This window comes from Mesorhizobium sp. (genome assembly GCF_965229135.1).
Taxonomy (GTDB): Bacteria; Pseudomonadota; Alphaproteobacteria; order Rhizobiales; family Rhizobiaceae; genus Mesorhizobium.
This window is the reverse complement of record NZ_OZ245860.1, coordinates 901,571-924,770: the sequence shown is the minus strand read 5'-3', so window position 1 is coordinate 924,770 and position 23,200 is coordinate 901,571. Positions and strand designations below refer to the sequence as shown.

The 23,200-nt window shown below is 61.0% G+C and carries 20 protein-coding genes and 1 tRNA gene; 12 read left to right on the top strand and 9 right to left on the bottom strand.

Annotated features, from left to right (window positions below; translation table 11 throughout):
* Positions 1-77: 77 nt before the first annotated feature.
* A tRNA-Val gene (locus ACO07C_RS04460) sits at positions 78-152 on the bottom strand.
* Positions 153-278: 126 nt separating this feature from the next.
* A complete protein-coding gene (locus ACO07C_RS04455) occupies positions 279-965 on the bottom strand; it encodes a phosphoglycolate phosphatase (protein WP_421913021.1) in 687 nt (228 codons plus the stop codon).
* A 152-nt stretch (positions 966-1,117) separates the two neighbouring features.
* Here ACO07C_RS04455 and rpiA point away from each other — a divergent pair, with 152 nt between their 5' ends.
* The 3 genes from rpiA (at position 1,118) to gor (ending at position 3,962) form a co-directional block, all read left to right on the top strand.
* Positions 1,118-1,849, top strand: a complete 732-nt coding sequence (rpiA, locus tag ACO07C_RS04450) for a ribose-5-phosphate isomerase RpiA (RefSeq protein WP_421913020.1) — start codon at positions 1,118-1,120, stop codon at positions 1,847-1,849.
* Positions 1,836-2,447, top strand: a complete 612-nt coding sequence (locus ACO07C_RS04445) for a DUF2059 domain-containing protein (protein WP_421913019.1) — start codon at positions 1,836-1,838, stop codon at positions 2,445-2,447. Before rpiA ends, ACO07C_RS04445 begins: the two co-directional genes overlap by 14 nt.
* Before the next feature lie 123 nt (positions 2,448-2,570).
* Positions 2,571-3,962 (top strand): glutathione-disulfide reductase, encoded by a 1,392-nt coding sequence (gene gor, locus ACO07C_RS04440; RefSeq protein WP_421913018.1) that lies wholly within the window; start codon positions 2,571-2,573, stop codon positions 3,960-3,962.
* 63 nt (positions 3,963-4,025) lie between these two features.
* Here the strand turns inward: gor and mgtE are convergent, their stop codons facing one another.
* The 4 genes from mgtE to ACO07C_RS04420 all read right to left on the bottom strand — a co-directional run bounded on the left by mgtE (position 4,026) and on the right by ACO07C_RS04420 (position 10,723).
* Positions 4,026-5,390 (bottom strand): magnesium transporter, encoded by a 1,365-nt coding sequence (gene mgtE, locus ACO07C_RS04435; RefSeq protein WP_421913017.1) that lies wholly within the window; start codon positions 5,388-5,390, stop codon positions 4,026-4,028.
* Between the two features lie 289 nt (positions 5,391-5,679).
* Entirely contained in the window at positions 5,680-7,572 is a 1,893-nt protein-coding gene (locus ACO07C_RS04430; protein WP_421913016.1) for an ABC transporter ATP-binding protein/permease, read from the bottom strand.
* A 565-nt stretch (positions 7,573-8,137) separates the two neighbouring features.
* On the bottom strand, positions 8,138-8,818 hold the full coding sequence (locus ACO07C_RS04425) for a DsbA family oxidoreductase (protein WP_421913015.1): 681 nt from the start codon (positions 8,816-8,818) through the stop codon (positions 8,138-8,140).
* A gap of 84 nt (positions 8,819-8,902) precedes the next feature.
* A complete protein-coding gene (locus ACO07C_RS04420) occupies positions 8,903-10,723 on the bottom strand; it encodes an extracellular solute-binding protein (RefSeq protein WP_421913014.1) in 1,821 nt (606 codons plus the stop codon).
* Between the two features lie 232 nt (positions 10,724-10,955).
* On the opposite strand from ACO07C_RS04420, the gene ACO07C_RS04415 reads away from it, so the two are divergent.
* Positions 10,956-11,585, top strand: coding sequence for an invasion associated locus B family protein (locus ACO07C_RS04415; protein ID WP_421913013.1), 630 nt, complete (start codon positions 10,956-10,958; stop codon positions 11,583-11,585).
* Between the two features lie 69 nt (positions 11,586-11,654).
* On the opposite strand, the gene hspQ is transcribed toward ACO07C_RS04415, so the two are convergent.
* Complete coding sequence (hspQ, locus tag ACO07C_RS04410; RefSeq protein WP_227347437.1) at positions 11,655-11,978, bottom strand: heat shock protein HspQ; 324 nt, start codon at positions 11,976-11,978, stop codon at positions 11,655-11,657.
* A 153-nt stretch (positions 11,979-12,131) separates the two neighbouring features.
* The gene (locus ACO07C_RS04405) at positions 12,132-13,343 is read right to left on the bottom strand and encodes a UbiH/UbiF family hydroxylase (protein ID WP_421913012.1); all 1,212 of its coding nucleotides are present in this window, start codon (positions 13,341-13,343) and stop codon (positions 12,132-12,134) included.
* A gap of 112 nt (positions 13,344-13,455) precedes the next feature.
* Here ACO07C_RS04405 and ACO07C_RS04400 point away from each other — a divergent pair, with 112 nt between their 5' ends.
* The 8 genes from ACO07C_RS04400 to ACO07C_RS04365 all read left to right on the top strand — a co-directional run bounded on the left by ACO07C_RS04400 (position 13,456) and on the right by ACO07C_RS04365 (position 21,737).
* Positions 13,456-14,352 (top strand): DUF2182 domain-containing protein, encoded by an 897-nt coding sequence (locus ACO07C_RS04400; protein ID WP_421913011.1) that lies wholly within the window; start codon positions 13,456-13,458, stop codon positions 14,350-14,352.
* Positions 14,353-14,366: 14 nt separating this feature from the next.
* Positions 14,367-14,981: a DUF1326 domain-containing protein gene (locus tag ACO07C_RS04395; protein ID WP_421913010.1), complete on the top strand. Its 615-nt coding sequence runs from the start codon at positions 14,367-14,369 to the stop codon at positions 14,979-14,981.
* Entirely contained in the window at positions 14,978-15,784 is an 807-nt protein-coding gene (gene pcsA / locus ACO07C_RS04390; RefSeq protein ID WP_421913009.1) for a phosphatidylcholine synthase, read from the top strand. Before ACO07C_RS04395 ends, pcsA begins: the two co-directional genes overlap by 4 nt.
* Positions 15,785-15,800: 16 nt before the next feature.
* Positions 15,801-16,778, top strand: coding sequence for a quinone oxidoreductase family protein (locus tag ACO07C_RS04385; RefSeq protein WP_421913008.1), 978 nt, complete (start codon positions 15,801-15,803; stop codon positions 16,776-16,778).
* Between the two features lie 216 nt (positions 16,779-16,994).
* Positions 16,995-18,572 carry an ABC transporter ATP-binding protein gene (locus tag ACO07C_RS04380; RefSeq protein ID WP_421913007.1) on the top strand — a complete coding sequence of 526 codons (1,578 nt, stop codon included), beginning with the start codon at positions 16,995-16,997 and terminating at the stop codon, positions 18,570-18,572.
* Entirely contained in the window at positions 18,569-19,699 is a 1,131-nt protein-coding gene (locus ACO07C_RS04375; protein WP_421913006.1) for an ABC transporter permease, read from the top strand. The genes ACO07C_RS04380 and ACO07C_RS04375 overlap by 4 nt, the downstream gene beginning before the upstream one ends.
* On the top strand, positions 19,699-20,619 hold the full coding sequence (locus ACO07C_RS04370) for an ABC transporter permease (RefSeq protein WP_421913005.1): 921 nt from the start codon (positions 19,699-19,701) through the stop codon (positions 20,617-20,619). Before ACO07C_RS04375 ends, ACO07C_RS04370 begins: the two co-directional genes overlap by 1 nt.
* A gap of 50 nt (positions 20,620-20,669) precedes the next feature.
* The gene (locus ACO07C_RS04365) at positions 20,670-21,737 is read left to right on the top strand and encodes a BMP family ABC transporter substrate-binding protein (RefSeq protein ID WP_421913004.1); all 1,068 of its coding nucleotides are present in this window, start codon (positions 20,670-20,672) and stop codon (positions 21,735-21,737) included.
* Positions 21,738-21,817: 80 nt separating this feature from the next.
* On the opposite strand, the gene rimO is transcribed toward ACO07C_RS04365, so the two are convergent.
* Positions 21,818-23,131, bottom strand: a complete 1,314-nt coding sequence (gene rimO, locus ACO07C_RS04360; RefSeq protein WP_421913003.1) for a 30S ribosomal protein S12 methylthiotransferase RimO — start codon at positions 23,129-23,131, stop codon at positions 21,818-21,820.
* Between the last annotated feature and the right edge of the window lie 69 nt (positions 23,132-23,200).

Sequence of the window (23,200 nt, the reverse complement as noted above, 5' to 3'; positions counted from 1 at the left end):
AATGACCATGCGCTGGCCAATCGCTAATTGCCGCGATGCATAGATCAACAAGGATCGCGCGATTCTGGAAAGGGAGATGGTGGGCGATGCAGGGATTGAACCTGCGACCCCACCCGTGTGAAGGGTGTGCTCTCCCGCTGAGCTAATCGCCCGCTCCTTGCCCGAAGGCCAAGCGAGCCGCGATATAAGGGAGGCAGGGTTGCGAAGTCAAGGCGGTGTCCAGCATTCTGAAGAGGTATCGGGCGAGGCCCTGACGACTGCGGGTAGTGACCGTGTCTTCAGCGCCCGGAGGCGGCTTTGATTAATCTTTCCGAGAGGTTCAGGGTCAACTCGTCGAAATGCGAGATCACCGCCGAAGGCTCGAATTCGCGCACATGGCGGTCAGTGTAACCGAAATCGACGGCCACGACGGGAATGCCGGCAGCCTTGGCGGTGTCGATGTCCGTTTGCGAATCGCCAACCATCAGTGCGCGATTCGGGTCGCCGTCGGCCCGAGCGATGGTTTCGGTGAGATGGCGCGGATCGGGTTTGCGGAACGCGAACGTGTCCTGGCCGCAGATCGCGGCGAAATGCCTGGTCAGGCCGAGCGCCTCTATCAGCGCCAGCGAGTTGGCTTCATACTTGTTGGTGCAGATGGCCAGCAGATAGCCGGCGTCCTCGAACCTTGCGATCGCCTCGGTGACACCGGGGTAGGGGCGCGATTTCCCGGGAATATTGTCGGTGTAGTGGTCTAGGAAAAGCTTCAGCAACCGGTCATGCTCCTCGACGGCCAGCGATCTCTGTTGCGCGGCGTGGGCACGCTCGATCATGACCCGTCCGCCATGACCGACGAAGCGCCTGAAACCCGTTTCATCGACCGCCGCGAGCTCGCTGGCGGCGAGGCTGTGGTTGAGGCTATCGAGCAGGTCCGGCGCTGTGTCGATCAGCGTACCGTCGAGGTCGAACACGATGATCGGGCGGGGCATGGCCAGTCCTGTGACGATTGCGTTACCGGCAGGCGATAGCCGCTGTGGCCCTTTCAGGCAAGAAGGCTTGGCAAGGTCAGCCCAAAGGCTTTGACCGGGCGGGCAAAAATGCTAGGAGCGCCAGTCAGGCGGTCCCCAGGGCAAAATACGTTATGGATGCAAGACAACTGAAGGTCGAGGCCGCACGGGCAGCCCTTGCCTACGTGACGGACGGCATGCGACTCGGCATTGGCACCGGCACCACGGCTGAAGAGTTCGTAAGGCTGCTGGCCGAGAAGGTCGCCACCGGCTTGACTGTCATCGGCGTTCCGACGTCCGAGCGGACAGCCGCGCTTTGCCGCGAACTTGGGGTGCCGCTGTCGACACTCGAGGAAACGCCTGAGCTTGACCTTACCGTCGACGGCGCCGACGAGGTCGATCCGGCGCTCACCCTGATCAAGGGCGGCGGCGGGGCGCTGCTGCGCGAAAAGATCGTCGCGGCCGCTTCGGCCCGCATGATCGTCATCGCCGATCGCTCAAAGATGGTCGAAACGCTCGGCCGTTTTCCGCTCCCTGTCGAGGTCAACAAATTCGGCCTGCGCGCCACCGAGATCGCCATTGGCGCGGCGGCGAAAAGCCTCGGCCTTGCCGGTCCCGTTACATTGAGGATGACGGGGAGCCAGCCATTTGTTACAGACGGCGGCCATTTTATCCTTGATGCATCTTTTGGCCGCATTCCGGATACAAGAGCGCTTTCGAATGCTCTACACGCCATTCCTGGCGTGGTAGAGCACGGTCTTTTCATCGGGCTGGCGTCAGCGGCAATCGTAGCCGGCGGCGACGGTATCCAAACCGTCCATGCCGCCCGAAAACCAGGGAGTTCTACCGATCATGATGTTGCATAGCCGGGTTCGCCGCTTTTCCGCCATTGTGGCTGCTTCAGCGGTCTTAGCGTTTTCCTCGCCGGCGTTTTCGCAGGATGTCACTGAGTCGCACTTGAAGGCCGCCCGTGCCGCGATCCAGGCGATTCATGCGACGGACACGTTCGACAACATCCTGCCGAATGCGGCTGTGGCACTCGAGTCGCAGCTCATCCAGAAGAACCCGGACATGCAGGAATTGATCGGCAAGACCGTCGCCGAGAAGGCCATGGGCCTGGCATCACGTCGCGCCGACCTCGAAAAGGAAGCGGCGCTTGCGTATGCAAAGATCTTTTCCGAGAAGGAACTGAATGACATCGCCGCGTTCTACGCCTCCGACGCCGGCAAGAAGTTGCTGGATAACGGGCCGAATGTGACCCGTGAATTGGTGAAGGCGGCTGACATCTGGCGGAACGGCGTCGGTCGTGATCTCGCCCAGCAGGTTGGAGAGACGCTGGCGGCCGCGGCCAAGGCCAAAGCGCCGGCTGCACCGGCGGCTGATGCAACGGCTCCCGCGGATGGTGCGGCCGCTCCCGCCGCTCCTGCCGATGGCTCGGCTCCTGCGGACGATTCGCAGAACTGATTCTGAGTTTCCAGGCGGCGAAGCTGCCATTCTTCCAGAAAAGCCCGGCCTCGCCCGGGCTTTTCTTTTGGCGGTTTGCGGCCTACCTGTGGCACCAACTGTTTTCTCTCCAGGAGCTTCGTTATGGCCGGTTACGACTACGATCTTTTCGTCATCGGCGGCGGCTCGGGTGGGGTGAGGGCGGCGCGCGTGGCGGCCGCGCTCGGCAAGCGGGTGGGCATCGCCGAAGAGTACCGCTATGGCGGCACCTGCGTCATCCGCGGCTGCGTGCCGAAGAAACTTTATGTCTATGCTTCGCAATTTCCAGAGCACTTCGCCGATGCCGCTGGTTATGGCTGGACAGTGCCCGAAGCCAGTTTCGACTGGCCGACGCTGGTCGCCAACAAGGATCGCGAGATCAGCCGGCTGGAGGCCATCTACAAGAAGAATGTGCAGGGTGCCGGCGGCGAGACCTTCCACTCACGCGCCATGATCGTCGACCCGCATGTCGTGCATCTGCTGGGTGAGGATCGCACCGTCACCGCCGACCAGATACTGATCGCCACTGGCGGCCGGCCGGCGGCGCATCCGGCTCTGCCCGGCCACGAGCATTGCATCTTCTCCAACGAGGCTTTCGACCTCAAGCAACTGCCGAAGGCGATCATGATCGAGGGCGGCGGCTACATTGCCGTGGAGTTCGCCAACATCTTCCACGGCCTTGGCGTCGAAACCACTCTGGTCTATCGCGGCAAGGAGATTCTCAGCCGTTTCGACATGGACCTGCGGCGCATGCTGCACGAAACCATGGAAAAGAAGGGGATAAAGATCCTCTGTCACGCAGTATCCGAAGAGGTCAGGAAGCGGCCGGATGGTCGGCTCGACGCGCTCGTCAGCGGTGGCAAGGTGCTGACCGTCGATCAGGTCATGCTCGCCATCGGCCGCGTCCCCAATACTGAGAATATGGGGCTGGAAGGCGCCGGCATCGAGATGACCGGTGGAGGCGCCATCAAGGTCGATGAGTATTCCCGCACCAATATCGAGAACGTCTGGGCGATCGGTGACGTCACCAACCGGGTGCAATTGACGCCGGTGGCCATCCACGAGGCCATGTGCTTCATCGAGACGGCCTTCAAGGGCAATCCGACCGCCCCGGATCACGAGACCATTGCAACAGCCGTCTTTTCGCAACCCGAGATCGGCACGGTTGGCCTGTCGGAGGACGATGCGGTCAAGCGTTTCCCCGACATCGAGATCTACCGCGCGACATTCCGGCCCATGCGGCACACGCTGTCCGGCCGCGACGAAAAGATGCTGATGAAACTGGTGGTCGACGGTGCCTCGAAGAAGGTGCTCGGCGCGCATATCCTTGGTCCGGACGCCGGCGAGATGGCGCAGCTTCTTGGTATTCCGCTGAAAGCGGGGCTGACCAAGGATGACTTCGATCGCACCATGGCCGTGCACCCCACGGCCGCCGAGGAGCTCGTGACCATGTACAAGCCGACCTACAGGGTAAAGGACGGCCAGCGCGTGGATTGAAATATGCGTTCCAAGAAGACCATCGCGGCACCGGAGTGCCGCGACAGGAATATCCGAGGCCTGCTACAGCAGCGTCCCGCGCAGGATGATCAGCGCCACCGAAAAATAGATCACCAGTCCGGTGACGTCGACCAATGTGGCGACGAATGGCGCTGATGCGCTGGCGGGATCAAACCCGATCCGTTTCAGGGCAAACGGCAGCATCGACCCTGACAGCGAGCCGAAGGTAACGATGCCGACAAGTGCCGCGCCAACCGTTACCGCGATCAGCATCCAGTGCGGACCGTAGTCGTAGAAGCCCATATACTGCCAGAGCGCGATCCGGCAGATTCCAACCACGCCGAGCATTGATCCAAGCACGAGGCCCGTCGGTAGTTCGCGCAGCGCCACCCGCCACCAGTCACCAAGACCGATTTCGCGCAAGGCCAGTGCCCGGATGACGAGCGATGTCGCCTGCGAGCCGGAATTGCCGCCGGAACTCATGATCAAGGGAATGAACAGGGTCAGCACAATGGCCTTTTCCAGTTCGCTTTCGTAGGCCTGCATCGCATTGGCGGTCAGCATCTCGCTGATGAAGAGCGCGCAGAGCCAGCCGCCACGCTTCTGGATCATGGCGAGAAAACTCATTTTCATGTAGGGCTCGTCCAGAGCCTCCATGCCGCCGAAACGATGCACGTCCTCCGTGGTCTCCTCGATCATGGTGTCGATGATGTCGTCGACGGTGACGATGCCGAGGATCTTGCCGCCTTCCACGACGGGGACGGCCAGAAGGTCATATTTGGAGATGAGTTGGGCCACCTTTTCGCTGTCGGCCAGCGGCGAAACAGTCACCGGCGTGCGGTCAGGAGCGACCGTCGTTATCAAGTCGTCCGGCTCGCCCGTGATCAGCCGGCGCAGGCCGGTCGAGCGCAGCAGGACATGCGTCTCGGGATCAGTGATGTAGATCGCGTAGACGGTCTCGCGCGTCCGCTCCACCTTGCGGATATAGTCCAGCGTCCGACCCACCGTCCAATCCGCCGGTACGCTGACGAACTCGGTGGTCATCAATGACGCGGCACTGCCTTCAGGATAACCGAGAATGGCGAGCAGCGTGGCGCGAAGCGGCGGCGCAAGACCGCTGACAAGTTCGGAACGGGCCGGCTCCTCGAGCTCGCGCAGTATGTCGGCGGCACGGTCGACCGACATGGCGGCAAGCAGCTTGCCGGCCTTGGCGCGAGGCAGCGCCTCGATGAGTTCAGGCGCTCCGTCCAGCTCTGGCTGGTCGAATATCTCGACCGCACGCTCGAACGGCACTTCGCGCAGCAGCTCCGATGCCGTTTCGTGCGGCTCCCGGTTCAGGGCCTCGACGACATCGGCGACGTGGTCATTTGCAAGGATGCGGGCGATTGCCACGGCATCGTCGTCCGCTACGGGGGAAAATTCATTCATGGGCTCACTCCTTGCCGTCCGGCAGGACGTGAACCGATCAGGTCACGTCTAGGCGGACGGCGATTGCGTTCGACTGTGACTGTCGCCAGGCATGGCGCGGGAACCTTTCCGCTCGCGGGTTCTGGGTGAATTCTGCAAGCCGGCGCAACATAGAAGCGCGCCTTGTCGTGTCAATCGCAATGAGGGCGGAATGCGGCGGCGGACAAGGAAAATCGCGTGACTGTGATGACCGTCGGCGATGCGGCACGATACCAGCCAGCGTCGAAGCCGGGTCCTCATCGCATTGCCGTTATTTCTGCTTCATCCGGCGAGAGAATTTCAGCCATCTTTCCTCAGCGGGCTTTGGATGCGCGAGGATTGTTGTGAGTTCCGCGGGCAGATTCGGAACCAGCTGCCTCTTGGTCGCGATCCCGTCCGCGATGGCGACCACGCTGTGATAGAACTCGGCGCCTGCAAGCGACCGCGGCGCGACGGCTTCATGCATGACGCTGATCACCGTAACGTCCGGGCAGTTGTCCTTGATCGCCTGATGGAAGGCAATCTTGCCTTCGGGATCCAGCGCCCCGGTTGCCTCGTCGAGGAACAACAGACCCGGCTGCTGCAGGATTATGCGGGCCACGACCAGCTTCTGTTTTTGGCCACCCGACAGAACCTGATCCCAGCTCTTGCCGTCGCGGCTTTCGTCGGCCATGTGGGAGATGAAGTCACCAAGCCCTCCCTTGTGCAATGCCGACGCGACCTGTGTGTCAGAATAGTCGTGTTCGGAGCCAGGCAGACAGACCAGTTGCTTCAGCGAAACCTGCTGCAGTTTCACTTCCTGGGCGGCGTAAAAGCGTCGAGCACCATCTGGGAAGACGATAGTGCCTCGGCCATAGGGCCAAAGGCCATTGATCGCCTTGATCAGCGAAGTCTTGCCGCAGCCCGATTCGCCTTTCAGGAACGTCCATTCCCCGCGACGGAAGCGCAGGTTCGCAGCGGTCAGGAACGGCGTCGCATCTTCGCCCTGATGCGTCAATTCCAGTTTCTGAATGGTCAGGCCGAAAACCGGATTCTGATGGTCGTAGCGGAAGTCCGACCGGCCGGTCTGGCTGTAGAACTCCTGCGGATGTTGGACACTCTCGATCGCATTGGCCAGCTCGGTGACCCGCTGGCTGTTGGCGCGCAGCGTGGCGATGGCCGGCATGACGTGAATGAACCACGAGCATTGGCTGATGAGCTGGGCGACCATCTCGGAGCCGGTTATGTAGCCTTTATAGTCCAATCGGCTATGGATGAACGGCACGAGTCCCGGAGCATACGCTACGATACGAGCGCCGATGAAGTTGTAGATCAGCTCGAACGACATATAGCCGGTGTTGACGACATTCAGCCGGCCCCAAGTGCGATCGATGTCGACATAGAGCCGGTCGTGCATCATTTTCTGGACACTCTCGCCATGTGATGCCGCGACATGGAAGCTGCGGCGCAGGAACGTCGTCAGTTCGCCGCGGTAGCTGCCCTCGGCCTTCTGCATGCGAATGTTGAGACGTTCCAGCAAGCTGCCAAGCTTGACGGCGATCCAGGTGTTGAGCGGCACGTAAATGGCAACAGCCAGAAAGGCGAGGACGGCGCTGCCATAGCTCCCCAGAAACTCCAGACCTTTGACCTCCACTGATGATTGCAGCAGGTTCTGGCCGATAAAGTAGAGCGAGGTCGCTAGGCCAAGCACACCCATGGCGAGGCCGATAGCACCGCCGGTCATGTCCTTGATCGATTCCTGGATACGCTGGTCGATGTTGTCGGGCGCGATCATGCCGCCGGCCACGGAACCATGTTGGGCGTGGAAATGGGTGTGGTTGCCGTCAAGCAAGGCTTGGTTGAATTGGCTGTTCAGCCAGCCACGCCATTTTCGATGCAAGGTTGCCGAAACGAGATTGCGTATACCGGTGAACCCGGCGTCCTTGAGCAGGACCAGCAACACCAGTATGCCGGCATTGGTCAGGATCGTTCGTAGCGGGCTGGTGTTGGCTGCATCGTGGAGAAAGGCGATGGAATTCACCAATTCGCCGGAAGCCATGGCGAACCAGACGCTGGCCTTGCTGGACAGAGCCGTGAGCAACGCGATGACCAGCGTCAGCGTCCAGGCTTCCTTCCAGCGCTCGGAAAGCCAATAGGCTTTCATCAGGCCCCAGAAGCTGCGCATTGACGACACCGGGGTCAGGGGCGACGGCCTTTCGGCATCGCGAGGTATTCCTTCAGTTACTGAGTGTCGCGGTGGTCTGACGACCCGAATCACAATCCCGCCCAAACCTTTTTTGCTTTGTTACGGAGGGTAACACCAATTGATCATTTTCTATTAATTTTATCCCGCCGACTATGAAACGACCCACTCCAGCCGTTGCCGCGAGGCAACAGATCGAACGGACGCCAGGCCAGTGGGGAGGCCCTTAAAGCCTGGCTATTCTTAATTATTTCAATGGCTTGTTTGTCAACGCCGCCCGCAGGCCACAGCTTCCCTTGGGGAAGGCCATCACACGGTTTCGTGAATGCTTTCAGCGAGCTTTTTGACGATTTTTCTAGCCGCGAACCAACTCAAACGCGTGAGAACACTCGTATCGACTGCGTTGTTTGGCCCGCCCGCGTCGGTTCCAGAGCCTGCTAATCGGTCCAACCAAGCCCCTCAAGCGGAGCGTCTGACTCGCCGCCATCGCTGCTTTCGTGGGCGCGAGGCATCCCTGTCACGGCTGCAGCGATGCACCGCCTCGTGTTCAGTCGGCGCGCTCCAATTCGCCGTTTGCCTTGGCCTTGGCGACCTGGCGGATGGCATCCGTCAGCGTATCGGCGTCCTGTGCGCCCATGACGGCGTATTTGCCTTCGAGCAGAAAGCAGGGAACGCCGGTGATGCCCATGCGTGAGGCCGTGGCGATTTCGGTGCGAACCGATTCGACGTCGGCGTCCGTCGGCAAAAGTGTCTCCACCACCGATGCATCCATGCCGGCGTCGCGGGCGGCCTCGGTCAGCACCCCATGGTCGCCAATGTTGGCACCTTCCTCGAAATTCAGTTGTAACAGCCGCCGCACCAGCTTGTTCTGCACATCCTCGCCGACAGCCCCGGCCCAGCGGATTAGGCGATGCGCGTCCAGCGTGTTGGGAGCGACCTTGATGGCGTCGAAGGCGAAGGAAATGCCCTCGGCTTCGCCCAGCGGTTCGATTCGGGCATGGATCTCCCGAATGCGCTGCTCGCTGCCGAACTTGGCCAACATGTACTGACGCCGGTCCTGTCCTTCGGGCGGGATGGTAGGGTCGAGCTGGAACGGCCGCCAGCGTATATGGACGTCCACATCGCCGGCCGAGGCGATCGCCTTGTCCAGCCGCTTCTGGCCGATGAAGCACCAGGGGCAGACCACATCGGACACCACATCCACGGTGATGGAGTTCGGCGCGCTCATTCTTGATCTCCTGTCCGGCAAGAACCTATTTCCTTGTACATTGCACGACCCGAAACAAGACCGATCCTGTTTCTCGGACAAGGTTCAGTCGGGCTTGCGCCACCAGGTCGGCAATTGATAGCCGTATATGGGCGTCTTTCGCGGATGTTCCAGATAGTTCCAGTACGCGATCCATTGCTGCGTGTTGTATTGCATTGGCACCATGTAGTTGCCTGAGATCAACAAGCGGTCGAGAACACGGACGGCAGCGACATAGTCCGCTTTCTCGCGGGCAGAGAGCATCGCTTCGATCGCTGCGTCCACGGCCGGATCGGCGACACCGGCCAGGTTGAACGAACCTTCCGCCCTGGCCGCCGAGGACCCCCAGCGTCCGATCTGCTCGATACCTGGCGACAGCGAATTGTTGAACCCGCTCGCGCCAATCAGGACCTCGAAATCGAAGCGCTGCTTGCGGGATTGTATCTGGTCTCCGTCCAGACCGCGGATGGTGACGTTGATACCGATCTTCTCCAGGGTGCGCTGATAGATACCCGCCAGGCGTTCCTCATCCTGCGACGAGGTCATGATCTCGAATCCGAACGGCTGTCCCTTGGGGTCCAGCATCACGCCGTTCTCAACCCTGTAGCCGACACTCTTCAGCAGATCGAAGGCGGCCTTCAAGACCTTGCGGTCCTGGCCCGACCCGTCGGTGACCGGCGGACGGTATGTACCATCCATGACATCGGGCGGCACACGGCCGGGATAGGGCGCCAGCAGCGCTTTTTCCCGCTCGTCGGCCGGATGGCCAAGCGCCGAGAGCTCGGAGTTCTGCCAATAGCTCATCGTGCGCGTGTATTTGCCGCCGAACAGGTTTTTGTTCGCCCATTCGAAATCGTAGAGCATGCCAAGCGCGCGCCGAACGACGGGATCGGAGAATTTCTGCAGCCTTGTGTTGAACAGGAAGCCGGTGACCACTGGCGGAATGCCGGTGTCGAAGGTTTCGGCTATCACCTCGCCCTTGTGAAAAGCCGGGAAGTCGAGATCGCGCTCGCGTTTGACCGGATCGCTGTCGTCATTGATCGCGCATATGCCCTTCTTGAACGCCTCGAGCTTGGCATTGGCGTTGAGAAAATACTCGATGGTGATCTGATCGTAATTGTCGAAGCCGCGCTTGGAGGGGATATCCTTGCCCCAATAATCGGGGTTGCGCTTGAACACGATGCGTTGGCCGGGGGACACCTGGGAGATCGTATAGGGTCCACTGCCGGTCAGCGGCTTCAGCGTCGTCTTGTCGAATGTATCCTTGTCGAAGGCATGCTTGGGAATGATCGGCGTCAGCGCGATGATCAGCGGGAATTCGCGATCGGCCTTGTCGTTGAAGGTGAAGCGCACGCTGTGATCGCCGGTCTTTTCCAGCTTGGCGACCCTGGCCATGCGTTCGCTATAGGGCGGGCGCCCTTTCTCCGTATAGACCTCGTAAGTGAACAGCACATCCTCCGGCGTGACCGGTTCGCCGTCCGACCACTTCGCCTTCGGATCGAGATGGAATTCGATCGTCTTGCGCTCCGGGTCCATGTCGGCCGTATCGGCGAGCAGACCATAGAGGCTGAACGGCTCGTCGGCATTGCGTTGCATCAGCGGTTCGAAGACGAGGTTGCCGAAAATCGTGTCCATCATGCCGCGCGCGGTGGTGCGCAGGCTCTTGAGGATAAACGGGTTGAGATTGTCGAAGCTGCCGACCACGCAATAGGTGATGTTGCCGCCTTTCGGCGCCTCGGGATTGACGTAGTCGAAATGCTGATAGTCGGCCGGTAGCGCCGGATCGCCCTGCATCGCGATGGCATGCTTCGGTTCCGAGGCGGCCGGGTGTAGCGAGAGGACGACAAACGATATCGCGGTGATCAGCCAGACAAGAACGCGGCCCATGACCGTCTCCTTTATGGGTCGGCTTGATGATTCGAAGCGCACACTACCACGAGGCGGCGGCAGGCCGACCAATCGCGCTTTCAAGATTTACAAGTATCGGGCTGGATTCGGCACCGCTGGCAGTGTAACACGCCGACCGAAGTCATTCTGTTGCCTCATTTCGGCAACAGGTAGCTGGACACCACGGCATGAAAAAGCCGGTCCCGGGATCATTTGAGAGGAAATGCACGACATGACGAGCCTGAAGAGCAACGCATACCGCCTTTCGGTCATGGCCGCTGGCGTGGTCGGCTTTCTGGGCGCCGAACTTCCCGCTGCCTCCGCACAGGAGCAGCAGCAGATTCCGCAGGGTTGGTTCAAGGCCTGCACCAAGCAGGAAGACGTCGATATCTGCAACGTCCAGAACATCGTGACCGCCGGCAATGGCCAGCTCGTCACAGGCGTCAGCCTGATCGAACTCAAGGGCAAGGTTAACCGCAAGGTGTTCCAGGTCACGGTCCCGACCGGCCGCCTGGTCACCCCCGGCGTTGGCCTCCAGATCGATGCCGGCAAGACCCAGACGCTCAGCTATGTGGTGTGCTTCCCGGATCGTTGCGTGGCGGAAGTTCCCTTGACCGACCAGCTCATCGCGTCGTTCAAGAAGGGACAGGCGATCACAGTGGCCTCGATCAACTTCCAGAACCAGCCGAACCCGGTCAAGATTGCCTTGCAGGGCTTCAGCGGCGCCTATGACGGCCCTCCGCTGCAGCAGTCGGACATCGAAGACCGGCAGAAGAAGCTGCAGGATTTCGTGGCCAAGAACAATCAGGACTTCGCCAAGAAGCTCAAGGACGAGCAGGACAAGGCCAAGACCGCCAACTGATCGGTCGACCGAGTCGAAGCCAATGAAAGAAGCGGGGCCCGGCCCCGCTTTTTTGCTTCCGAATGATGCTCAGTGCCTGGACTGACGTTTCGGCTCGTAGTGCCCGTCGGCCATCTTGTCGAACATCTCGCCGATCTGCGGATGGCGGACCGGTTCGCCCGACTGGTCCTCAAGAAGATTCTGCTCCGAGACATAGGCGATGTATTCTGTCTCGGAATTCTCGGCCAGCAGATGGTAGAAGGGCTGATCCTTGCGCGGACGGACATCCGCCGGTATCGCCTCGTACCATTCGTCGGTGTTGGCGAATTCAGGGTCGACATCGAAAATGATGCCGCGAAATGGAAACAGCCGGTGGCGAACCACCTGTCCGATCGAGAATTTGGCTGTTTTCATCGTACTCACCACTGAAATCCTTGGCTTTATTTGGCGCAGACGCCGCATCAATTCAATCCCGAAGTGCCCGGCGCGCCCTCAAGCTACGCACCAACCCTCCATAAGGGTTTCGATTCGGTGCAAAAATGTCGTCCGATTGCCAGGCGTCAGGCGTTATCGCCTGACCTGCTTCCCCAGGGCTCCGGCGAGCGCTGCAAATCCGCTGCCGGGCCGCAAGCCCTCGCGCATGAAGAAGGCGCGAAGCGGTGAAAAGCCGCCGAGCACACCAAGCCCGGCGCTGCGCGCCAGCTGAGCCGGCAACATGTCGGAGAGCAGGGACATATTGAGCAGGTTGACGGCGCTGCTGCGTGCCAGAATGTCGGGTCGGCGCTTGAAATCATAGCTTGCCAGGGCCTTGGCTGCTCCCGGATCAGCTCGATTTTCGCAAGCAATGCCAATGAGGTCGTCGACATCCCTGATGCCGAGATTAAGGCCTTGCGCACCGATCGGTGGGAATACGTGGGCGGCTTCGCCAACCAACGCAACCCGATCCTGCGCAAAGCGCCGGGGCGTCACCGCCGACAGGGGATAGATCTGCCTGACGGGCTCGACCGATACGCGCCCAAGCATTGACTGCATGCGCTGTTCGACCCGCGTCGACAGTGACACGTCATCCAGCGCCAAGAGTTCCCTGGCGGTTTCCGGTCGCACGACCCAGACGAGGCTCGAGCGCTTGCCAGGCAGGGGAACTTGCGTGAACGGACCGGTCTCGGTGTGGAACTCGGTCGACGTGAAGGCGTGATCGGCCCGGTGTTCGAAATTGAGGACCAGGGCTGCCTGCGGATAGGATCGAGCAGAGGTCGAAATGCCGGCGGCCTCACGGGCAGGCGACATGCGCCCATCGGCGGCAACCGCCAGCAATGCCGTCACCTCGCTTCCGTCAGACAGTGTCGCATGGACGTGTCCGGCGTCGAGATGCCAGGTCTCCACCATCGATTTCCGCCATTCTATCCCGGAATGCGCGGCGACAGCCTTTGCAAGCGCGGGATAGAGCGCGCTGTTGGGCAAGTTCAGCCCGAACTGGTCCTCGTCGATTTCGCTGGCGCGAAACGTGACCACCGGACTGCGGATCAAACGGTCGGTGGCGTCGACAATGCGCATGACCTTGAGCGGTGCGGCCATGGGCCTTAACCCGTCAAGAACACCCAGCCGTTCGAGCACCTTCAGCGCAGGGTTCATCAGGGCGGTGGTGCGGCTATCCGGGCCGCTCGCTTCCGTTCCAACAAGGGTCACGGAAAACCCGGCGTCCGCAAATCCGAGCGCCGCGATGAGCCCGGCGGGCCCTGTGCCCGCCACCAATATCCGCCCTGTGTTCTGATGCTCCAAGATCGGCTTCCGGATTTTCGAGAAGGGTGGTCCGTCCGACCATCCCGTTGATAAACATATAGGTCACATCAAGCAGCTTGATCAACGCGGCGATTCGGCCCATTCGATTGCCATGAGCGGTCCGTCAGACGATTTCAGCCACCTCGACCGCGCCGGCCGGGCCACGGCAAACGTCGCCGGCAATCCGCGCACAACCGTGAACGTCACCATTGGGGCGGGCATCGCGCTGGCCTGGCTGGTTCTAGGCGCGATGGCGATCCGCGGTGCGCAGAGCAGGGCGCCGGGCGTCGATTCTCCCGGGGACTCAGCACTCAGATATCTTCCGCGCTTGCCGCTGCCGGACGCCGTCGACAGGTTCTTTGGCCTCTGCCTTGCGCCCTTGCCGGTTGGCGCGAATGCCGGTCAACAAACAGTCGCGCTGGTTTTGATGTGGTTCCTCATGGCGTTAGCCACGATGCTGCCGTCGGCGGCACCGATGATTCGAACCTATTGCGAGATCGCCGACACGGCCCGGATCAAGGGGGAGCCGGTCGTTCATCCGCTGGTGCTGGTCGCGGGATATCTGAGCGTCTGGTTGGTGGCTTCCGTGGCGTTCGCGGTCTTGACGCTCATGGTCCATGCATTCGCCTCACCGGGACAGATTCTCGACCCGGTCGTCGGTATTGCCGGTGCGCTCGCCTTACTGTTTGCCGGCCTTTACCAGTTCAGCGGCTTCAAGGAGGTTTGCCTGACCAAGTGCAAAAACCCGTTCTCGATTCTATTCGCGAACTGGAGCGCAAGACCTCTCGGCATTTTTCGTCTTGGCATCAGGCAAGGCATATGGTGCCTCGGCTGTTGCTGGGCGCTGATGCTGGTCATGTTCGCCGTCGGGGTGATGAACATATTCTGGATGGCGGTCATCGGGCTGTTCACCTTGATCGAAAAACAAACCGCAAGCAGGCTTCCAACGCGGTTGGCCGGTGCGATACTGCTTGTCTGGGCAGCCGCGCTGCTAGTAATCTCGGCTTGACTAGGGGGAATTCGATGGCAGACCAGAGCTGGGCAATGAAAGGGGAGCTCGTACTCTCCTGCAATTGCACGGTTTTTTGTCCTTGCGTGCTTTCGCTTGGCAACCATCCGCCGACAGAAGGCTATTGCCAGACCTGGGCGGGTTTCCGCATCGATGCCGGTCATTTTGGCGAAGTCGATCTCTCCGGCCTCAATCTTGGGCTGGTGATGGAAATCCCAGGTTACATGAGCCGTGGCAACTGGACCGCTGGGCTGTTCATCGACAAACGCGCCTCGGTCTATGCCGTGAAGGCGCTGACCAAGATCTTTACCGGCAAGGCCGGTGGAACCACGTCACTGCTCTCCATCCTGGTCGGAAAATTCCTCGGCGTCGAACAGGTCCCGATCACTTACGAGACGCGAGACAAGACGCGGATCTTCCAGATACCGAAGATCATCGACGGTGCGGTAACGCCGATCGCCGGCAAGGATCGCGACAAGGATACCGTGATCAGCAATTCGGAATACTGGATCGCGCCGGAAATCATCGTCGCCCGGTCCGACAAGAGCAAGATGCGGGCTTTCGGCCGCAACTGGAATTTTGCCGGCCGCTCGGCCGAAATCTGCAAATTGGACTGGCGGGGCCCGTGAAAAAGAAAACGACGGCCAAGAAAATCTCCGACCGCATCCCAAGGCCGAAGAAGAAAGTGACATGGCCGCAGGCGCGGGCGTTTTCCGTTCATCTGCTGACGGCGTCGGGATCGTTCCTCGCGTTCCTGTCGCTTGTGGCGGCCAGCGAACAGCGCTGGACGGCCATGTTCTGGTGGCTCGGACTGGCGCTTTTCGTCGACGGGATCGACGGGCCGATCGCCAGGAAGCTTGAGGTCAAGGAAATACTGCCGACATGGTCGGGGGAGCTCCTCGACAACATCATCGACTATGTGACCTATGTCCTCATTCCGGCTTTTGCGCTGTATCAGCGCGGTTTCATGGGCGAAGGCCTGTCGTTCCTGTCGGCTGCGATCATCGTCGTTTCCAGCGCGATCTACTATGCCGACACCGGCATGAAGACGAAGGAGAATTTCTTCAAGGGATTTCCGGTGGTCTGGAACATGGTGGTGTTCACGCTGTTCGTCATCGAGCCGGGCCAATGGGTATCGTTCGGCGTGGTCGTGGCGGCCGGCATCCTGACGTTCCTGCCGATAAACTTCATCCATCCGGTGCGCGTCGTGCGGCTGCGGCGGATAAACCTTTCCATGACGCTGCTGTGGTGCGCCTTTGGCGCGCTCGCGCTGGCCCAGGCCGCTCTCGCCGCTTTCTATGACCAGATCGGTGTTCTGGGCGAGCAGGTGAGTGACTTCACCAAGATCGGCATCACGGTGACCGGGCTTTACCTTGCCTGCATCGGTGGCATCATGCAGTTGTTCCCAAATCTCGGCGCCAAGAAAACCTGAACCCAAGAGAGCCTTGATGTCCAAAGCGATCCGCATCCACGCCAATGGCGGTCCGGAAGTTCTCAAATATGAGGATGTTCAAACCGGCCAGCCGGGCGTGGGTCAAATCCTGGTCCGGCATACCGCAATCGGCCTCAACTTCATCGACGTTTACTACCGCTCCGGTCTTTACCCGCCGCCAGGTGGGTTTCCGCTTGTTCCTGGCAGCGAAGCGGCCGGCGTCGTGCTTGAGGTGGGGCAAGGTGTCGACTGGCTTAGGCCGGGCGACCGCGTCGCCTATGCCACGACGATTGGCGCCTATGCCGAGCAACGTGTGGTCGATGCCAAGCATATAGTGAAGGTGCCAGACGGCATCAGTGACGAACAGGCGGCAGCCATGATGCTCAAGGGCATGACGGCGGAATACCTGCTGCGCCGCACATTCAAGGTGAAGGCGGGGGACACGATCCTGTATCACGCCGCTGCCGGCGGGGTAGGGCTGATCCTCGGGCAATGGGCAAAACACCTGGGCGCGACGGTCATCGGCACGGCCAGCTCGGTCGACAAGATCGAACTCGCCAAGGCGCATGGCTTCGACCACGTCATCAACTACAAGGAGCAGGATTTCGTCGCTGGTGTCCTTGCAATCACCGGTGGCAACAAATGCGACGTCGTCTACGATTCCATTGGTAACGACACCTTCCCGGCCTCGCTCGACTGCTTGAAGCCGCTGGGCATGTTCGTCAGTTTCGGTCAGTCTTCGGGGCCGATCCCACCGTTCTCGATGTCGCTGCTGGCACAGAAGGGCTCCTTGTTCGCCACGCGGCCGACGCTGTTCGTCTACAATGCCACGCGAGAAGCTCTCGATGCGTCCGCCGCCGCGCTGTTCGACGTGGTGCTCAGTGGCGCGGTGGAGATCAAGATCAACCAGCGCTATGCGCTCAAGGATGCCGGCAAGGCGCATTCCGATCTTGAGGGGCGCCGCACGACCGGCACGACCATCCTCATTCCCTGATGGAAGTTTGCCTGTATTTTCAGCGTCCTGCCTGAGTGGCGGACAGAACTTGCACGAAAAGCCTGCTAGAGTCTGTCGGGTACGGCGAGCGCCTATCTTTACCCTTGAGTTTCCGCTGAAATTCTTGAAGCTCTTTCAAGTTGGGTGCTGCTTTCCGATGAGAGCGGGCCGCGCATACGATGCTTGCGGGAACACAGAACATATCCGGGAACCCGGATGGGAGGCACTGTGAGTGCAAATGACAATGGGGCGAACCTGCTTGAGGTTCGCGGCCTGACCAAGATATTCGGCACACTGACGGCGTGCGATCATATCGATCTCAACATCGCAAAAGGTGAAATCCACGCTTTGCTCGGTGAGAACGGCGCTGGCAAGTCAACGCTGGTCAAGATGCTGTTCGGCTCGCTGGAGCCCAATTCCGGTGAGATTTTCTGGAATGGCCAGACGGTCCGCATCACCAGTCCCGGCGTCGCGAAAAAGCTCGGCATCGGCATGGTGTTCCAGCATTTCTCGCTGTTCGAGGCGTTGACGGCGGCCGAGAATATCGCGCTGTCGCTGGACGACGGCTCGCCGATCAGCAGCATCGCGGCGAAGGCGAGGGCGCTTTCCTTCAGCTATGGCCTGCCGCTCGACCCGGAATCGCTGGTCGGCGACCTTTCGGTGGGCGAGCGTCAGCGTATCGAGATCATCCGCTGCCTGCTGCAGACGCCGCAGCTCATCATCCTGGACGAACCGACTTCGGTGCTGACCCCGCAGGAAGCCGACAAGCTGTTCGAGACGTTGGAGCGGCTTCGGTCTGAAGGAAAATCGATCCTCTACATCTCTCACCGGCTTGAAGAGGTCAAACGCATCTGCGACCGGGCCACTGTGCTGCGTCACGGGAAGGTGGTCGGCCACTGCAATCCACGCGAGGAAACCGCTTCGTCCCTGGCTCGCATGATGGTCGGCAACGAGGTTAAGGCGGTGGTGCGTGCGCCGGTCGACGGGATCGAAACCGCGCAGCGGCTGCTCGAGATCCGCGGCCTCAGCCGCAAGCCGGCAACCCCGTTCTCGATCCCGCTTAAAAACATCAACCTGAATGTCCGCGCCGGCGAGGTGATCGGCATCGCGGGCGTCGCAGGCAATGGTCAGGGCGAATTCTTCGAATCCATCTCCGGCGAGGTGTCGCAGCAGGATGCGGCTTCCGTGCGTATTCGCGGCAAGGATGCGGGTGGGCTCACAATCACCGGACGACGCTTGCTTGGCGCGGCCTTCGTGCCGGAGGAGCGTCTCGGCCACGGTGCCGCGCCCCGCATGAAGCTCTCGGAAAACCTGCTGCTGTCACGCCACGCTACCGACGGCAAGGCGTTTGTCGGCAGCGGCGGCATGGTGAAGAGTGGCGCGATCTATGCCGCGGCTCAGCGTATCATTGAAACCATGGATGTGCGCAAGAGCGCGCCGGACCCTGAAGCTGCGGCGCTGTCAGGCGGCAATCTGCAGAAATTCATCGTTGGTCGCGAGCTTGACCGCCGGCCGAGCGTCATGGTGGTCAACCAGCCGACCTGGGGGGTCGATGCAGGAGCCGCCGCCCATATTCGACAGGCGCTGATCGAACTCTCGCGCAGCGGATCAGCGGTGCTGGTGATCAGCCAGGATCTCGATGAGCTGTTCGAGATATCGGATGCGATCGCGGTCATGCATAATGGCGAGTTGTCCAGGCCGATGCCTATCGCGGAGGCGACCTTCGAGAAGGTTGGGTTGTTGATGGGCGGCGCCGAACCGGGCCACGCCGAACACACGATGGAGACCGCATGATGCGCCTCGAACTCGTCAAACGCCCGCAACGCTCCGTGCTGTTCTCGGCACTGTCGCCCTTCATTGCTTTCGCGCTCACGATTATCGCCGGCGCCATCATGTTCGCGCTGCTCGGCGTCAATCCGTTGACCGCCTTCCATATCTATTTCATCGAGCCGATCAGCCAGGTCTGGCAGTTGCACGAGCTGGCCATCAAGGCAGCACCGCTCATCCTGATCGCTGTCGGCCTGTCGGTCTGCTACAAGGCCAACATCTGGAATATCGGCGCCGAAGGCCAATTCGTCCTTGGCGCGATTTTCGGCTCGGCCATTCCGGTGCTGTTTCCGCAGTTCGAGGGCCCGTTGGTGCTGCCGCTGATGCTTCTGCTCGGCATGGTCGGCGGCGCCGCCTATGCGGCGATCCCCGCCTTTCTGAAAACCCGCTTCGGCACCAACGAGATCCTGACGAGCCTGATGCTGGTCTATGTCGCGCAGCTCTTCCTCGACTGGCTGGTGCGTGGTCCATGGCGCGATCCACAGGGCCACGGCTTCCCGCAGACGATCCAGTTCAGCGACTCGGCCACGTTGCCGCAATTGATGCCCGACGCCGGCCGGGCCAACTGGGGGTTCATCTTCGCGCTGGTCGCCGCCGTGGTGATCTGGTTCCTGATGGGGCGCATGCTGAAGGGTTTTGAAGTGCGCGTTCTCGGCTCGAGCCCGCGGGCGGGACGCTTCGCGGGCTTCGGCCTCAATCGCATGGTCTTTTTCGCCTTTCTGCTTTCAGGCGCGCTGGCCGGGCTTGCCGGCATATCGGAAGTCTCCGGAGCGATCGGCCAGTTGCAACCGGTGATCTCGCCCGGCTACGGCTTCACCGCCATCATCGTGGCGTTTCTCGGCCGGCTCAACCCGCTTGGCATCATCGCGGCCGGCCTCGTGCTGGCGCTGACCTATCTCGGTGGCGAAGCGGTGCAAAGCGCGCTCGGCATCTCCGACAAGGTGGCGCGCGTGTTCCAGGGCATGCTGCTGTTCTTCGTGCTCGGCTGCGACACGCTCATCCACTACCGCATTCGTGTGATCGGCCTGGCGCTGACCAAACCGCAGGGGGCGGCGAAGCTCGAAGCCGCGCCCAAGTTGAAGGAAGCCCGCTGATGGACATCACCGTCAACATCCTCCTGACCATCGCCACTGCGGCGACGCCGCTGTTGATCGCGGCGATCGGCGAACTCGTGGTCGAACGCTCCGGCGTGCTCAATCTCGGCGTCGAGGGCATGATGATCATGGGCGCGGTCGGCGGCTTCGGCGCCGGTTATCTGACCGGTTCGCCCTGGCTCGGCCTTCTGGCGGCAATCGTTATGGGAGCTCTGTTCTCGCTGCTGTTTGCCGTCATGACGCTGTCGCTGGCCACCAACCAGGTGGCGACAGGCCTGTCGCTGACGCTGCTCGGTCTTGGGCTTTCCGGCATGATGGGGACCAGCTTCGTCGGCCAGCCAGGCCAAAGGCTGCCCAATCTCTACATCCCCGTCCTGACCGACATCCCGGTGGTCGGCAGGCTGCTGTTTGGCCAGGATCCGATCTTCTACATCTCGATCGCGCTTACCGCCGCCGTCATGTGGTTCCTGTTCAGGACGCGGACTGGATTGACGCTGCGCTCGATCGGTGACAGCCATACGTCCGCCCATGCACTGGGCATCCAGGTTATCCGCTATCGCTATCTTGCCGTGATCTTCGGCGGCGCCTGTGCCGGTCTCGCGGGAGGCCATCTGTCGCTGGTCTATACGCCGCAATGGGTGGAGAACATGACGGCCGGGCGCGGCTGGATCGCGTTGGCACTCGTGGTCTTCGCCTCGTGGCGGCCGTGGCGGGTGCTGGCCGGCGCCTACATCTTTGGCGCGGTCTGGATCGGACAGCTTCATGCACAGGCTTTTGGCATTCCGGTGCCGTCACAGATGCTTTCTTCACTGCCCTATCTGGCAACCGTCGTCGTTCTCGTTCTAATCTCGCGCAACAAGCGTCTTACGATGATGAACACGCCGGCTTCCTTGGGGCAGCCATTCGTTCCGGATCGTTGACAACAAAAACAAACGGGAAGCTCCAAGGCTCAACACAGAGAGGTAACACGATGAAAAAACTGCTTATTGCGCTGATGACCACGACCGCGGCACTCTCGCTGGCGGCGACCGCGCAGGCCGCTGACAAACTGAAGGCGTGCTGGGTCTATACTGGCCCGATCGGCGATTTCGGCTATTCCTACCAGCACGACCAGGGCCGCCTCGAGGTCGAGAAGGCGCTGGGCGACAAGGTCGAAACTGCCTATCTGGAGAATGTCTCCGAAGGCCCCGATGCCGATCGTGCCTTCGAGCGCCTGGCTCGCGAAGGCTGCAAGATCATCTTCGGCACGTCGTTCGGCTTCATGGACGCCGAGGTGAAGGTCGCCAAGAAGTTTCCCAAGATAATGTTCGAGCACGCGACCGGCTACAAGACGGGCGACAATCTCGGTATCTACAATGCACGTTTCTATGAAGGCCGCTACGTACTGGGCCAGATCGCCGCCAAGGAATCGAAGGCCGGCGTCGCCGGTTACATCGTTTCCTTCCCGATTCCGGAAGTGGTGATGGGCATCAACTCCTTCATGCTCGGGGCACAGTCGATCAATCCGAACTTCAAGGCCAAGATCGTCTGGGTCAACTCGTGGTTCGATCCCGGCAAGGAAGCCGACGCCGCCAAGGCGTTGTTCGACCAGGGCGCCGATATCATCGTCCAGCACACCGATTCGACCGCTGCCCTGCAGGTTGCCGAGGAGCGCAAGTTGCACGGCTTTGGCCAGTCTTCGGATATGATCAAGTTCGCACCGAAGGCGCAACTGACCTCGCTGACCGACGAATGGGGTCCCTACTATATCAGCCGGGTCCAGGCAGCTATTGACGGCACATGGAAGCCGGACAATGTCTGGCTCGGCATCAAGGACGGCGCGGTCAAGCTCGCGCCCTACACCAACATGCCCGACGATGTGAAGGCGATGGCGGAAGCGACCGAAAAGAAGATCGCCGGCGGCTGGAATCCCTTCACCGGACCGATCGCCAAGCAGGACGGCACGCCATGGCTGAAGGACGGCGAAGTCGCCGATGACGGCACGCTGCTCGGCATGAACTTCTACGTCAAGGGCGTCGACGACAAGCTGCCGCAGTAGGCAGTACAGAAGTACCAACAGGAAAGGGCGCCGTGGGGCGCCCTTTTTTGTTTGTGGCTAATTTGGAAAAGGAGAAAGGCTCAGACGGCCGAACCGTAGAGGTCATAAGCGTCCGCGCGGTCGATCTTGACGGTGACGATATCGCCGGCGCGCAGCGGGCGGCGCGACTGGATGTGGACTGAGCCATCTATCTCGGGCGCATCGTATTTGGTGCGGCCTTTCGCCGAGGTGCCATGCGCCTCGTCGATCAGAACGGGCAGGCGCTTGCCGACCTTCTTGGCCAGTTGCGTCGCCGAGATCTTCTGCTGGCGCTGCATGAAACGATGCCAGCGCGCCTCCTTGATCTCCTGTGGCACCTGTTCGAGCCCGAGATCGTTGGAGCGAGCGCCTTTGACCGGCTCGTATTTGAAGCAACCGGCGCGGTCGATCTTGGCTTCGTCCAGCCAGTCAAGCAGCATCTCGAAATCATCGTCGGTTTCGCCAGGGAAGCCGACGATGAAGGTCGAGCGGATCGCAAGATCAGGGCACACGTCACGCCATCCGCGAATGCGCTCGAGCGTCTTTTCACCGTGCGCGGGACGGCGCATGTTCTTCAACACCTGCGGCGAGGCATGCTGGAACGGGATGTCCAGATAGGGAAGGATCTTTCCCTCGGCCATCAGCGGAATGACGTCGGCGACATGCGGGTAGGGGTAGACATAGTGCATGCGCACCCAGATCCCGAGCTTGCCCAGTTCCTCTGAAAGATCGAGGAATTTTGCCCGCACCTCGCGGTCGCCAAACATGCTGGTCTGATACTTGATGTCGATGCCATAGGCGCTGGTGTCCTGGGAAATGACCAGGAGTTCCTTCACGCCGGCCTTGGCCAGTTTCTCGGCTTCGCGCAAGACGTCGGCCGCGGGGCGGGAGACGAGGTCGCCACGCAGTGCGGGAATGATGCAGAAGGTGCAGCGATTGTTGCAGCCTTCCGAGATCTTGAGATAGGCATAGTGGCGCGGCGTCAGCTTGACGCCCTGCGGCGGCAGAAGATCGATATAGGGATCGTGGCTCGGCGGCGCCGCCTCATGCACGGCGGCCATCACGCTCTCATAGGCTTGCGGCCCGGTGATAGCGAGGACGTTTGGGTGCTTCTCGCGGATGACGTCAGGCTCGGCCCCGAGACAGCCGGTGACGATGACGCGGCCGTTTTCCGAAAGCGCGGACCCGATGGCGTTCAGCGACTCGTCGCGGGCGGAATCGAGGAACCCGCATGTGTTCACGACGACGAGATCGGCGCCGTCATGCTTGCGCGCGATCTCGTAACCTTCGGCGCGAAGGCGCGTGATGATGCGCTCCGAATCCACAAGGGCTTTAGGGCATCCAAGACTGACAAAACTCACGCGGGGAGCGGACATACAGGTTTTCCGGGCTTTTCAGGATTGGCGGCGCAGTACCACACTTATTGCGGCATTGGTATGGTCACG